The sequence below is a fragment of the Erythrobacter sp. MTPC3 genome (assembly GCF_042854385.1).
Lineage (GTDB): Bacteria > Pseudomonadota > Alphaproteobacteria > Sphingomonadales > Sphingomonadaceae > Erythrobacter.
On sequence record NZ_BTGP01000004.1, the window covers coordinates 249,197 to 262,612 of the forward strand.

Genomic DNA, 13,416 nt, shown 5'->3' on the forward strand with positions numbered 1-13,416 from the left:
CGTCGCAGTCTCAGGATTGCGGCGGCCGTATTTCTATCAGCCAGATTTCGGGCTGGGTGAACAGGCGGATGGGCAGCAAACTGGTGCCGATCCCGGCGCTGGTGACCAGCGTTTTGCCGTGTTGTTCCATGATACCGCACGCATACAGGTCGCCGTATTCCGACATGGTCGCAGGCGATCCGCCCCACGGATAGGCGATCTGCCCGCAATGCGTGTGTCCGGCGAGGGTGACATCGACATCGACCGGAACTTGCGGAAAGATATCGGGACTGTGGGTCAAGACGATGCGCGCACCGGACAGCCGGTCCATCGCGCCAAACGTTGCCTCCAAATCGTCGCGACCGGTGAAGGCATCGTCTGAACCTGCGACCACCAAAGGTCCGAATTGCGCAGCGTCATTCACGAGAACCGTCAGTTGAGGCGATTTTCGAATTTCCGTTTTCAGAGCGGCCCAATCAAACCAGTGATCATGGTTGCCGGGTACAATGGCAACGCCCAGTTTCGCATCGAGTTTGCCAAGGGGCGCGATGATTTCTTCGGGCGAATAGATATGCGTTGCAGTCCGTTTCTCGCTGACCAGATCACCGGCGATCGCGACCAGATCGGGTTCCAGCCGGTTGACCTGCTCCACAATCCGTTCAAGCCGTGATGGCGGCATATCGGGGCCGGCAACATGGATATCCGCCAGCAATGCTATCGTAACTGGTTCCGATCCAGCGGGCAGCCCGGCGCTGGTTACAGACACCCTATGGACGACGGGATCGCCCATGGTGTCGCGAAACGCCTTCACCAGTATCAAACACCCTGCGACAGTCAGCGCAAGGACGAGCCATTTGAACCGGGCAATCCTGCGGCGCGGTTTAGCCCCAGACATTGTAGTTTGGGTTTGTGAAGCCAAGCCCGACATGCAGTGAACGCCCGCCGACTGTATCGCATTCATGCGGCGTGCCAGCCGGCACAAACAGAAACTCCCCTTCGCGCAAAGTATGTTCCATAACGGGCTTAGGAGGAGTGGCTGAGTGTTCCGCAGCCTCATCCGTTTCATCGTCCGGCGCATACAATCGCCAATGCTTTGCGCCGTCGATCTGAACCAGCAATAGGTCCATCGGGTCGGAGTGTTTCTTGAGAGCGCCTGAATTGCCAGTCGAGCCGATTGCGCCGAGGCGTGCCGGCTTACCGCTTTCTGCGATGAAGTCCCGAACGATTTCGGCCAGATTTTCGTCAAATCGGTGCGCTGATTCGAGCACGACACTCGCGCCGATCTCCAACAATCGGTCCAGCTTGGCCCGGTCGAGATGTTCACCCGTCCTCAAAAACTCGAGCGGCACGAAATTGCGGTTGGATGAAACGCGCAATTCTTCGGGGTGATTGGCTTTCACCGCCATCTCGCAAAGCCTGTCCCACGACAGCAGCGCGCTTTTTGAATGGTCACACCGGCCGTGTTGAAGAGGCATTTTTGCCCGCGCAGCATTGCTAAGCACATCTTTCGGCCTGATGGGGGCAAGGAATTGTGTCAGCGGCTGTGCCATGATCGGTCCCCTTTCCCTTTGCGTGCTTTCGCTTTGCGGCTAAGGGAACCGCCGTCTGTAAACACCAATAGGACACCGGATAATTATGCCTATTCCTGAAATCAAGCGCGTCCTCCTCAAGCTTTCGGGCGAGGTTCTTATGGGCGAGCAGGAATACGGGATTGATCCTGCCTACGTTGCGCGGCTCGCCGAAGAGGTCAAGACTGCCAAGGAAGCCGGGCTCGAAGTCTGTCTCGTGATTGGCGGCGGCAATATTTTTCGCGGTATATCGGCGGCGGCCAAGGGTCTGGACCGGACCACAGGCGATTACATGGGCATGTTGGCGACCGTGATGAATGCGCTCGCGATGCAAAACGCGCTGGAGCAACTTGGCGTCGAAACCCGCGTCCAATCTGCAATCCCCATGAGCAGCGTTTGCGAACCCTATATCCGCAGGCGAGCAGAGCGGCATTTGCAAAAAGGGCGGATCGTCATTTTTGCTGCCGGAACTGGGAACCCGTTTTTCACCACTGACACAGGCGCCGCCCTGCGCGCTGCCGAGATGAATTGCGATGCTTTGCTTAAAGGCACCAGCGTCGACGGGGTCTATGACAGCGATCCAAAACACAATCCCGAAGCTGTGCGTTTCGATACAATCACCTACGATCAGGTTTTGTCCGACAATCTCAAGGTTATGGATGCAACGGCAGTTGCACTTTGCCGCGAGAATGACATTCCGATAGTGGTGTTCTCGATCCGCGATAAAGGCAATGTTGCCACCGTCCTTTCGGGCGAAGGCACCCAGACGATAGTACAGAAGGAAGCGTAACCCATGGCGCAATACGACAAGGCTGACATCGAACGCCGTATGAACGGTGCGGTGGAGGCGCTGAAAAGCGATCTTTCCGGTCTGCGCACAGGCCGGGCGAACACCAGCTTGCTCGATCCCGTTCAGGTTGAGGTTTACGGCGCGATGATGCCGCTTAACCAGGTTGCGACCGTCAACGCGCCGGAGCCGCGCATGTTGGCCGTGCAGGTGTGGGACAAGACGAATGTCGCCGCTGTCGAAAAGGGCATCACCAAAGCCAATCTTGGCCTCAACCCGATGACCGATGGCCAGACAGTGCGCCTGCCAATGCCCGACCTTACCGAAGAGCGTCGCAAGGAATTGGCGAAACTCGCCGGGCAATATGCCGAAAAAGCCAAGATCGCGATCCGCAATGTGCGCCGCGATGGCATGGAAGATCTGAAAACCGACGAGAAGAAGAAAGAGATTTCCGAAGACGACCGCAAGCGGATGGAAGACGAAGTACAAAAGCTGACGGACAAATACGTCGCGGACGCCGATGATGCCGCAGCCAAGAAAGAGCAGGAAATCCTGACGCAATAAGCGGTGTTGGGACGGGGAGAAACCATGGGCGACAAGCCCGCGCCATCCGATGGACGCAAACACGGCGCGGCCAGTGACCCTGGTGCTCGCCATGTTGCCATCATCATGGATGGCAATGGCCGCTGGGCGAAAAAGCGCGCTCTGCCGCGGTCTATCGGGCATCAGCGCGGTGTAGAGGCGGTCAGGCGGCTGGTGCGCGGTATTGACGGCATGGGCCTTGAATGCCTGACCCTCTATGCTTTCTCTTCGGAAAACTGGAAGCGGTCCGACGACGAAGTCGATGATCTGATGAACCTGATGCGCAAGTTCATCAAATCGGACCTGCCCGAATTCATCACCAACGATGTGAAGCTAAAGATTATCGGCGACTGGCAATCGCTCGCCCCAGATATCGTCGCCATGCTTGAGGATGCGCTGGCGCAAACCGCCAATGGCAAGAACACCCTCGCAGTGGCGCTGAATTATGGCGGCCAGCATGAAATTGCGCGGGCCGCTGCGAAAGCCGCTGCGCTGGGCGAAATCACGGCCGACGCTATTGAAGCGCAGCTTGATACCAATGACCTCCCGCCGCTCGACCTGCTGATCCGCACCAGTGGCGAAGTGCGGCTGTCCAATTTCCTGCTATGGCAGGCGGCTTATGCCGAAATGCTGTTTGTCGATACACTTTGGCCAGATTTTAAGCCTGAACACCTACAGCAGGCGCTTGATAATTTTGCCCGGAGGGAGCGGCGTTATGGCGGACGGTGAAGTCCGGTTTCGCGACAAGGTGAGAGGCCTTTCCGACCTGCCTGTGCGGTTTGTATCAGGCGTCGTGATGGCCGCGATTGTCGGCGTTGCCGTGTGGCTGGGCAGCTGGTGGTGGAGCGGACTTGTGATCCTGCTGGCCGGGTTGGTGCTATGGGAATGGAACCGCCTGGTGCGCGGTTTCGATGTGTCCGGCCTGTCCGAGATTACATGGATGTTTTTCGGCGCGGTTTATGTCAGTGCCGCCGCCTATGCCATGATTGAGGCACGCAACAGCTATGTGCCGATGTTCTTCATTCTGGGTTTCCTTGCACCGGTCGTGGCGGTTGATGTGGGGGCATATTTTGTCGGCCGCGCAGTCGGAGGGCCAAAAATCGCGCCTTCCATCAGCCCGTCCAAAACATGGGCAGGGCTGGGCGGAGGCGCGCTTGCGGCAAGTGCGGTTGCGATCGCAGTGCTGTATTCCTTTCCCGACGCTGGCCATTACGGTGAAGCGTCTATCGAGGGCGTGACGATTTCCAATGTGCTCGCAGCGATTTTCGCTGGCATTGCGATCGCTGTACTGGCGCAGGCTGGTGATTTTTTCGAAAGCTGGATGAAACGGCGGGCGGGTCGAAAGGATTCCAGCAATCTGATCCCCGGCCACGGCGGCGTTTTCGACAGGCTCGATGGGTTTCTGGCGGTGTTTTCAATCCTCTTCATTACCCGCATAATGATTGGATGAGGCCCGCATGACCCGCTCAATCACAATCCTTGGCGCGACCGGATCAATCGGCGCATCGACGCTGGACCTGATCCGCCGCAACCCTGCTGAATGGCGGGTCGATACTCTTACGGCCAATCGCTCTGCAAAAGATCTTGCCAAGCTGGCGCTCGAATTCGGAGCAAAGCTCGCGGTTGTTGGCGATGAAAGCTGCCTGCCTGAATTGAAGCAGGCGCTATCCGGCTCCGCGGTCGATGCGGCGGGCGGCAAACAGGCGCTGTGTGATGCGGCCTCGCGCCCGGTTGATATGACAGTCGCAGCGATCGTTGGCTGTGCAGGCCTCGGCCCCGTCATGACGGCGGTAGAACGCGGCGGCACCATTGCGCTCGCCAATAAAGAGGCGCTTGTCTCCGCCGGTGAGGTGCTGATCTCTGCTGCCACCCGAAACGGCGCGACACTGCTGCCCACCGACAGCGAGCACAATGCGATTTTCCAGTGCCTGGCCGGAAACGATCTGGCCGAGGTTTCGCGCATCACCCTCACCGCGAGCGGGGGGCCGCTTCGCACGTGGTCCCTTGATAAATTGCGCGCCGCGACGCCGGAACAGGCCGTTGCGCACCCCAATTGGTCAATGGGCGCAAAGATCAGCGTCGATTCCGCAACAATGATGAACAAGGGGCTCGAATTTATCGAGGCCCACCACCTGTTCCCTGTTGGACTGGACCGGTTGGGCATCGTGGTTCATCCGCAAAGCGTCATTCATTCGATGGTCGAATACCGCGACCGCTCCACTCTTGCCCAGCTTGGCCCGTCCGATATGCGCGTGCCGATCGCATCGTGCCTGGCATGGCCAAAACGGATGGAAACCCCGCTGGAGCCTTTGGACCTTGCATCCATCGGAGAGCTTTCTTTCTTCAATCCAGACGAAGAACGGTTCCCCGCCACCCGGATCGCAAGGGAAGCCATCGAGGCGGGCGGGGCGGCACCTGCCACCTTGAACGCCGCAAACGAGATTGCCGTCGGGGCATTTCTGGATGGTCAGATTGGGTTCATGGCCATTACGGCAGTGGTCGAAGAAACCCTGAGCGCGTATAGCGCGCCGGCACCCGCTTCGCTGGACGAAGTGCTTGCGGTAGATGAAGAAGCGCGAAATCGCGCCAGCCAATCTTTGGAAAGCAACGCCCTTGTTTGAATCGCCCCCTTTCTGGATGTACGTAATCGGTTTCCTGCTTGTGCTGGGTCCGCTCGTAACCCTGCACGAACTTGGCCACTATCTCGTGGGGCGCTGGTTCGGCGTCGGTGCTGAGGCGTTTTCGGTCGGTTTTGGTAAGGAAATCGCCGGTTACACCGACAAACGCGGGACGCGCTGGAAACTCTCGATGCTGCCGCTGGGCGGATACGTGCAGTTCAAAGGCGACATGAACCCGGCCAGCGTGCCCGATCCATCTGCACCGGCGGACGCTGATGGCTTTCAGCAGGCGGCGCTGTGGAAACGGGCTCTGATCGTTGCTGCTGGCCCGGTGGCAAACCTGCTGATCACCATAGCGATCTTCGCGGGATTGTTTGCCATGCTAGGCCGTCCGACTTTGGAAAGTGCGGTTGATACGCGCACCGTTGGCGAGTTTTCCGAGACATCGGTGGCGGCAGAGGCGGGGATGCAGATTGGCGATGTCATTACCGCAATCGACGGGGCGGAGGTCGAGGATTTCCGGGCCATTCGCGATGAGATTGCACTCTACCCTTCGAAAGATCTGGTGGTCACAGCCCTTCGCGGTGATGAAAGACTAGACTTTTCGATGACCACCGAACGCGTCGAAATGACCGACACATTCGGAAACACCAGCGTAATCGGCATGATCGGCGTCGGCCCGACAGACGCGGAATTCGTCATGGAAGCCGTTGGCCCATTCGAAGCCATCCCGATGGCCGCTGCCCATAGCTGGGACGTGCTGGGCATGATGCTGACCGGATTGAAACAGGTCGTCACGGGCGAACGTTCGATCAAGGAACTGGGCGGACCTGTAAAGATCGCAAAGTATTCCGGTGAACAGATGAGTTTGGGCTGGATTGCCTTCCTGAATTTCGCCGCATTGATCTCGCTTAATTTGGCATTCATCAACTTCTTGCCAATCCCCGCGCTCGATGGCGGGCATCTGGCATTCTATGCAGCGGAAGCGGTGCGGAGAAAGCCGGTTGGGCCTGTCGCAACCGAATGGGCCTATCGCACCGGTATCGCGGTCGTGCTGGTCTTCATGGTGGTCGTGACCGTCAATGACGTGACATCGCTATCGATCTTCGGCTCGCTGTTCGGCAGTTAATCGGGGAAAGGCGGCGGTCAAACCTGTATCGCACGGGGAGACCGCTTGATTGCTTTAGCTGCTTGGGGCACAGGCAGAAACGGACCGATACGGACCGTGAAATACGCGCCATGAGGGGATGGCGTGCCCCAATTTCGGGCATGACAAAGACGGGTTAAACGGGATTTTTTACTCCATGAATCGATGCAGTGAGACGGGCCGCAAGGCTGTCACCCAAAAGGTTTTCAATCGAAGCGGGCGTCTTGCGTTCGCTTTGACAGGCGCCACGATGCTTGCCGGTGTTCCCTACGCCGCATTGGCCCAGGACGAGGTCGATGCGGCAAATGCCGGCGCGGCAGCCCAGCCAGCTCCTGCTCCAGCTCCTGCTCCCGCTCCCGCACAGGAGCCCAGCGCGAACGTTATTCGGTCGATCAGCGTTTCAGGTTCCGAACGTCTCGAGCCGACAACCATCCTTAGTTACATCCGACTGCGCGTCGGTCAGGAATACACTTCCGCTGCCGCTGATGAGGCGTTGAAAGACCTTGGCGCGACGGAGCTGTTTGCCGACTTTTCAATCCGTAGTGATGACGGCAATGTCGTGATCACCGTGGTCGAAAACCCGGTCATCAACCGGATTGTCCTTGAGGGGAACAAGCGGCTCGATAACGAGAAGATCATTCCTGAAATCAAACTGTCGCCGCGGCAGATTTTTACCCGCTCCAAAGTGCGCGCCGACGTGGCCCGCATCATCGAGCTTTATAAAAGGCAGGGGCGGTTTGCCGCGACGGTAGAGCCGCAGATGGTGCAGCTCCCGCAGAACCGCGTCGATGTCGTGTTCGAGATCACGGAAGGACCCAAATCAAAGGTCCGCCAGATCAACATCATCGGCAACGAAAAGTTCTCCGATGGTGAATTGCGCGGCGAGATGGTCACAAAACAGGCGCGTTTCCACCGTTTCTTCAGCTCAAACACCAGTTACGACCCCGATCGTCTGGCATTTGACCAGCAGAAGCTGCGCCAGTTTTACCTGACGGAAGGGTATGCCGATTTCCGCGTGGTCTCCGCCGTGGCCGAACTTACGCCCGATCAGGAAGACTTCATCATCACGTATGTCGTCGAGGAAGGCGAGCGGTACAGTTTTGGCGAGGTCAGCGTCGAAAGCCAGCTGCGCGATTTTGACAGCGACGTGATGAGCCGCAACCTGCCAATGCAAAGCGGCGATTTCTACGATGCGAAAGCGGTTGAGGACACTGTTGAGCAGCTGACCGAACTGGCTGGCCGCTTTGGCTACGCATTTGCGGATGTGCAGCCACGCTTTAACCGCAACAAAGAAGACCTGACGATGGACATCACGTTCATCCTGCGTCAGGCGCCGCGCGTCTATGTGGAGCGCGTTGATGTCAACGGAAACACGCTGACACAGGACAAGGTGATCCGCCGCGAATTCCGCGTCAGTGAAGGCGACGCGTTCAACTCGATCGGCATTCAGCGCACCACCGCGCGCATCAATTCGCTCGGTTATTTTCAGGAAAACTTCGAGGTAACGCAGGTTGAGGGCAGCGCGCCTGACCGCATCATCCTCGAAGCGAATATCGAAGAGCAACCGACCGGCGAGCTCCAGTTTTCGGCTGGCTTCTCCTCGATCGAGCAGTTCATTCTGGCTGGCAGCATCCGCCAGCGGAACTTCCGCGGCCGCGGGCAGACAATTGGCCTCAGTCTCAATTATTCGCAGTTTTCGCGTTCCGCGCAGATCAGCTTTAGCGAGCCATACCTGTTTGATCGCAACATCTCGACCGGCGTCGATGTGTATCGCCGCGATTTCAACAGCTTCAATTTCATCGGCAATGATCGCAACACGACGTTCGAACAGGCCACCACCGGCTTTTCGACACGGGTCGGGGTTCCGCTCACCGAATTCATGTCGCTGGTTGGAAGCTATACGCTCAACTACGAAGAAGTCAGCCTCGATGAGAACCTGTTCTTCAGCGATCTCGATGGCGATGGAACCACCGAATGTGATCCGCTGCGCGCCGGCCGTTTCCTGTGCGATGCGCTCGGCGATCGGCTCAGCTCCATTCTCGGGCTTAGCGTCAATTACAACAGTTTGAATTCCCGTTTGCGCCCGACGCGCGGCCAGACGATCTCGCTCAGCACCGAATTTGCAGGACTTGGCGGCGATCAACGCTATCTGAGGTTCCGCGGCAGCGCCCAGAAATTCTGGAACGTGGCAAACACCGGCTTTATCTTCTCTCTGTCGGCAGAGGGAGGCACAATCGTCCCGCTGCGCGACCGCGGCGGCGATGATGTCGATGATGTTTTGCTGACCAACCGCTTCTTCCTGGGTGAGCCACAGTTCAGAGGATTTGATATTCGCGGTGTTGGACCGCGTATTCTCACACAGCAGTCGATCCTGGATGAAAACAATCGTCCGGTGCTCGATGACGATGGCAACATTACGTTTCTTACAAACCGCAATCAGGTGCGCGACGATGCACTTGGCGGGCGTAATTATTATCTCGCACGCGCCGAGCTTGAAATTCCGCTGGGCACAGGCGCGCGCGAACTTGGTTTGCGCCCGTCGATCTGGATGGATGTCGGCGCGCTTTGGGGGAATGATACTCCAACCCTGTTCGACAATTCGCTCGGCGTGCAGCTGACGGACGCAGATACCGGCCAGCTTCTGTACAGCACGTCGGTCGACGCTGCCGGAGACCCCATTCTTGACGATAATGGTGTTGTCACCAGCGAACTTACGTTCGACGAATTCGACGTAAATGGCGATCCGAATGTTCGCCTGCTGGATTCAACGGTAGCAAACACCCGCGAGATCTATCTCGGGGACACGCCGAGCCCGCGTATCACCGCCGGCATCGGAATTAACTGGAACTCGCCGTTCGGGCCGTTCCGCATCGATTTCGCTCAGACCATTCGCAAGGTCGAGGGCGATGATGACAAAACTTTCACGTTCAATGTAGGAACTCAGTTCTAATGAAACTCATGACTAAAATTCTCGCCCCGGCGGGCCTTGCGCTTGCCGCTGTTGCAGTCACTGCGCCTGCTTCCGCGCAGGTTGATGGCCGTATCGCGACCGCTGACATTTCGCGCGCGATCCTCGGAACGACGGCGCTGCAAACCGCTTATCAGCAGGTCAGCACGACATACGCTGCGCAGATCGAAACACGCCGGACCAAACAGCAACAGCTGACAGCACTGCTTCAGCCGTTTGACACCAACGGCAATGGCCAAGTTGACGAAGCTGAAGTGCAGGCTGTCCAGAACTCGCCAAATCTGGCGCAGATCCAGACGCTTGAGGGTGAAATCGGTGCGATCAACAACCAAGTGAACAACGCGCGTATCTATGCTGTTGAGCAGGTGCTCGCGCAGTATCCCGCAGCGGTTCAGGAAATCGCCGAAGCCCAGCAGATCGGCGCCGTGCTTCAACCCGAAGCGATCCAGTTCGCCAGCGAAAGCGCCGACATCACGCCGCAGGTAACGACCTCGCTCAATGCCAAGGTGCCGTCCGTCGGGATCGTTCCGCCGAATGGTTACCGCCCGAGCCGCAATGGCGCGCAGGTGTTCCAGCAGATCCAGCAGACATTGCTGACCGCGCAGCTAATCCAGCAGCAGCAGGCACAGCAAGCGCAGCAGCAGGGCGCAGCAGCAGCCCCCGAAGGCCGTTAAGGCCAGCGGCCAGCGACAGGATTGAAGGGCAGGGCTATGAGCGACGCACCGGGTGTTTCGGAACCGATTGTGGATTATGATATCCACAAAGTGCTTAAAGCCCTGCCTCATCGCTACCCGTTATTGCTGGTCGACCGAGTTAAGGCGATCCATCTGGGGGAGCGCATTCATGCGGTGAAAGCCGTCAGCATGAATGAAGAATTCTTCCAGGGGCACTTTCCCGGCGCGCCAATCATGCCCGGTGTCCTCCAGATCGAGGCGCTGGCGCAGGCTGCGGCCATTCTCGGCATCGAGACACTGGAATTGGCGGGCACGGGCAAGCTGGTTATCTTCATGGGTATCGAGAACGCAAAGTTCCGCGCTCAGGTAACACCGGGTTGCCTACTCGACCTTGAGGTTGAATTCGTCCAGAAACGTAGCCGCGTTTACAAGTTCAAGGGCAAGGCCAGCGTCGAGGGTAAAACGTCGTGCGATGTCGAATTCACCGCTATGATTGCTGATCCTCCCAAGAATTAAGGCGTAACTTCGCTTGCAATTCGCGGCTGGCGCGTTAAATGCGCCGCTTCCAGATTTTATAGCGCCGCCGGTCGGAACCGGTGAAAGCTCCAAAGGAATAGATCATGAAAGCCGAAGGGCATCCCGAATATCACACCATCACGGTCAAGATGACCGATGGTACAGAGTTTCAGACCCGCTCGACCTGGGGCAACGAAGGCGACACGCTCGCACTCGATATTGATCCCACCAGCCACCCGGCATGGACCGGCGGCAAGCAACAGCTTCAGGAAGGTGGCCGCGTTGCCGCCTTTAACAAGCGTTTTGGCGGGCTCAGCCTCAAGAAATAAGCGCCGCTTTTACGCAAAGCGATGCACCAGTTTGCAACCTTCGGGTTGTGAGGGAAGGGCGGTCCGACGGGGCCGCCTTTTTCATTTGGGCGTTGAGATAGCGGTCAGCCCCACGGTTTTTCGCGGTACCATTTCGTAATGACGTATTTCAGCCCCTTACGCACTTTCATCGCGTGGTGCAGCGTGTTCACATTGCCGCTGCCATCGGCTTTGCGGTTGTTCCAGCCCACCAGCTTGCCCTGCTGCGGTTCGATTTTCTTGCCGATGGATTTGAACCGCGTCGCGCCGCCAGCCTCGACATCGTTGAGGTAGATCATGAAGGTCCACGTGCGCTGGCCTGCGACACTGCAATATTTTTCCCAGTCTGCTCCGTCAGGATTGAACCAGTCGGTGTGCTGTTTGAATTCCTGTCCAACGGAATAACGCTGCCCCTGCAGTGTTTCCCCATGCGCGGGATCAATGCCGGTGAATTGTTCGAGCAGGCGCTCGGTTTCCTGCACCGCAGCCTCTCCCGCGTCGAGATCGCAGGTTTCGCTGGTGCGGAACGCGGCATCGCCATTGTAGTCCGCCACTGTTGATGGCCGGCGGTCCGATTCGATTAGTTCAATCAGCGAATGGCAAAGTTCCGGCGGCAGAAAATCGGGTTTCAGCACCATTTCGATTTTCGGGGACGGCACGCGCAGCACGCCGGGATGCGCGTGCAGGGTTTCGATAGAAGATTCGCCTGGATCGACCATGGTGCGGCAATAACCCGCGGCTGAACCCTCGCCAAGGTCGTTTGCCGTGCCGGGTAATAATCTTGCGCAGCGCGCATTCAGGCGCAGTTTTCGCTTCACATGCGATACGGTTTGTGCAACAGGCTCGCGCCGCGTTTGCGTAGTCTTGACCGGCTGCGCAACACGAGTAAACCGCCCCCTCGCGCGGACTTGGCAATGACCGAAAGGTCTCGCCGGGTAGGGGCTTGTGGCGATCGTAGCTCAGTTGGTTAGAGCGCCGGCTTGTGGTGCCGGAGGTCGGGGGTTCGAGACCCCTCGATCGCCCCATTTCCCCCCTTTATTCGGCACCCGCCATTGGTCCGTTCGTGCAGCGCATATCGCGCGGCCAACAGGGACACTTGGTATAATGACCGCTTTCTGGACCGAACCTGATTTTGACGATCATGAGATGGTGCACGTGGTGCGCGATCGCAAAAGCGGTCTGACGGCGATTATCGCGGTGCATTCCTCCCATCTCGGCCCCGGTGCGGGCGGCACGCGGTTCTGGCATTATCCCGACCCAAAAGACGGCCTGCGCGATGCCCTGCGCCTGTCACGCGGGATGAGCTACAAGAATGCGATGGCGGGCCTTCCGCTTGGCGGAGGTAAAGCCGTCATCCTTGCCGACGAAGACCGGACCAAAACGCCGGAGCTACTTGCTGCATTCGGTGACGCGGTCGAATCGCTTGGCGGGCGCTATGTTACCGCAGAAGATGTTGGCATCAGTGAGGCTGACATGGTTGCCGTATCACAGCGCACCGCGCATGTTTCCGGCCTTCCGGTATCGGGTGAGAACGCCGCTGGCGGCGACCCTGGCCCGTTCACCGCGACGGGCATCTATCTGGGGATCAAGGCCGCAGTCCGTCACAAGCTGGGCAAGGACACCGTTCAGGGCGTGCATGTCGCGGTGCAAGGGATCGGCAGCGTCGGCGGCGGTGTCGCGCGGCTGCTTGCCAAAGACGGTGCAAAACTGACGGTGGCCGATATCCATGCTGACCGCGCAGCCGCATTCGCTGACGAAATCGGCGGAACGGCGGTGGATGCAGACGCAATCCTTTCGGTCCCTTGCGATGTGCTAAGCCCGAATGCACTCGGCGCGATCCTTGACGAGGAAAGCATTGCCGCCCTCGACACAGCGATTGTCGCAGGCGGCGCAAACAACCAGCTCGCCCGCGCGCACCACGGCCAGACACTGTTCGATCGCGGTATCCTGTTTGCTCCCGATTACGTCATCAATGCAGGCGGCATTATTTCAGTCGCGACCGAATATATCGCCCGGCGCGATAGCAAACCTAGCGGCGTTGACGAGGTACACAAACTGATCGCCTCCATCCCAGATCGGCTTGAAACGATCTGGCAGCAAAGCGATTCCTCATCGACACCTCCCGATGTCGTGGCCGACCGCATGGCGCAGGATCTGATTGGCAGAGGCTGATCCTGCGGGCGTAAAGCCACAGTTTTTGGGCCTCGATGGCCCTCGATTGCGGGAAAAC

General features: G+C 58.3%; 14 protein-coding genes and 1 tRNA gene. 12 read left to right on the top strand and 3 right to left on the bottom strand.

Going from position 1 to position 13,416, the window contains the following annotated elements:
- Window positions 1–10 precede the first annotated feature (10 nt).
- Entirely contained in the window at window positions 11–874 is an 864-nt protein-coding gene (locus ACGHU1_RS07810) for a metallophosphoesterase (RefSeq protein ID WP_390585375.1), read from the bottom strand.
- The gene (locus tag ACGHU1_RS07815; protein WP_390585377.1) at window positions 861–1,529 is read right to left on the bottom strand and encodes a JmjC domain-containing protein; all 669 of its coding nucleotides are present in this window, start codon (window positions 1,527–1,529) and stop codon (window positions 861–863) included. Before ACGHU1_RS07815 ends, ACGHU1_RS07810 begins: the two co-directional genes overlap by 14 nt.
- 85 nt (window positions 1,530–1,614) lie before the next feature.
- On the opposite strand from ACGHU1_RS07815, the gene pyrH reads away from it, so the two are divergent.
- From pyrH to rpmE, 10 genes are all read left to right on the top strand, one after another.
- Complete coding sequence (pyrH, locus tag ACGHU1_RS07820) at window positions 1,615–2,337, top strand: UMP kinase (RefSeq protein WP_390585379.1); 723 nt, start codon at window positions 1,615–1,617, stop codon at window positions 2,335–2,337.
- A gap of 3 nt (window positions 2,338–2,340) precedes the next feature.
- On the top strand, window positions 2,341–2,898 hold the full coding sequence (frr, locus tag ACGHU1_RS07825) for a ribosome recycling factor (RefSeq protein WP_390585381.1): 558 nt from the start codon (window positions 2,341–2,343) through the stop codon (window positions 2,896–2,898).
- A 24-nt stretch (window positions 2,899–2,922) separates the two neighbouring features.
- Window positions 2,923–3,645: a polyprenyl diphosphate synthase gene (uppS, locus tag ACGHU1_RS07830; protein WP_390585384.1), complete on the top strand. Its 723-nt coding sequence runs from the start codon at window positions 2,923–2,925 to the stop codon at window positions 3,643–3,645.
- On the top strand, window positions 3,632–4,366 hold the full coding sequence (locus tag ACGHU1_RS07835) for a phosphatidate cytidylyltransferase (protein ID WP_390585387.1): 735 nt from the start codon (window positions 3,632–3,634) through the stop codon (window positions 4,364–4,366). The genes uppS and ACGHU1_RS07835 overlap by 14 nt, the downstream gene beginning before the upstream one ends.
- A gap of 7 nt (window positions 4,367–4,373) precedes the next feature.
- Window positions 4,374–5,537: a 1-deoxy-D-xylulose-5-phosphate reductoisomerase gene (gene dxr, locus ACGHU1_RS07840; protein WP_390585389.1), complete on the top strand. Its 1,164-nt coding sequence runs from the start codon at window positions 4,374–4,376 to the stop codon at window positions 5,535–5,537.
- The gene (gene rseP, locus ACGHU1_RS07845) at window positions 5,530–6,663 is read left to right on the top strand and encodes an RIP metalloprotease RseP (protein WP_390585392.1); all 1,134 of its coding nucleotides are present in this window, start codon (window positions 5,530–5,532) and stop codon (window positions 6,661–6,663) included. Before dxr ends, rseP begins: the two co-directional genes overlap by 8 nt.
- Before the next feature lie 268 nt (window positions 6,664–6,931).
- On the top strand, window positions 6,932–9,631 hold the full coding sequence (bamA, locus tag ACGHU1_RS07850; RefSeq protein ID WP_390585395.1) for an outer membrane protein assembly factor BamA: 2,700 nt from the start codon (window positions 6,932–6,934) through the stop codon (window positions 9,629–9,631).
- Complete coding sequence (locus ACGHU1_RS07855) at window positions 9,631–10,323, top strand: OmpH family outer membrane protein (protein WP_390585398.1); 693 nt, start codon at window positions 9,631–9,633, stop codon at window positions 10,321–10,323. Before bamA ends, ACGHU1_RS07855 begins: the two co-directional genes overlap by 1 nt.
- A gap of 36 nt (window positions 10,324–10,359) precedes the next feature.
- A complete protein-coding gene (fabZ, locus tag ACGHU1_RS07860) occupies window positions 10,360–10,839 on the top strand; it encodes a 3-hydroxyacyl-ACP dehydratase FabZ (protein ID WP_390585401.1) in 480 nt (159 codons plus the stop codon).
- A gap of 104 nt (window positions 10,840–10,943) precedes the next feature.
- The gene (gene rpmE, locus ACGHU1_RS07865) at window positions 10,944–11,168 is read left to right on the top strand and encodes a 50S ribosomal protein L31 (RefSeq protein ID WP_390585403.1); all 225 of its coding nucleotides are present in this window, start codon (window positions 10,944–10,946) and stop codon (window positions 11,166–11,168) included.
- Window positions 11,169–11,272: 104 nt separating this feature from the next.
- Here the strand turns inward: rpmE and ACGHU1_RS07870 are convergent, their stop codons facing one another.
- On the bottom strand, window positions 11,273–11,905 hold the full coding sequence (locus tag ACGHU1_RS07870; RefSeq protein ID WP_390585569.1) for a prolyl hydroxylase family protein: 633 nt from the start codon (window positions 11,903–11,905) through the stop codon (window positions 11,273–11,275).
- A 229-nt stretch (window positions 11,906–12,134) separates the two neighbouring features.
- Between ACGHU1_RS07870 and ACGHU1_RS07875 the strand changes: the two genes are divergently transcribed.
- Together ACGHU1_RS07875 and ACGHU1_RS07880 are read left to right on the top strand one after the other, a co-directional pair.
- Window positions 12,135–12,211: transfer RNA gene (locus tag ACGHU1_RS07875), tRNA-His, on the top strand.
- Window positions 12,212–12,290: 79 nt separating this feature from the next.
- On the top strand, window positions 12,291–13,358 hold the full coding sequence (locus ACGHU1_RS07880) for a Leu/Phe/Val dehydrogenase (RefSeq protein WP_390585405.1): 1,068 nt from the start codon (window positions 12,291–12,293) through the stop codon (window positions 13,356–13,358).
- Window positions 13,359–13,416: the final 58 nt, after the last annotated feature.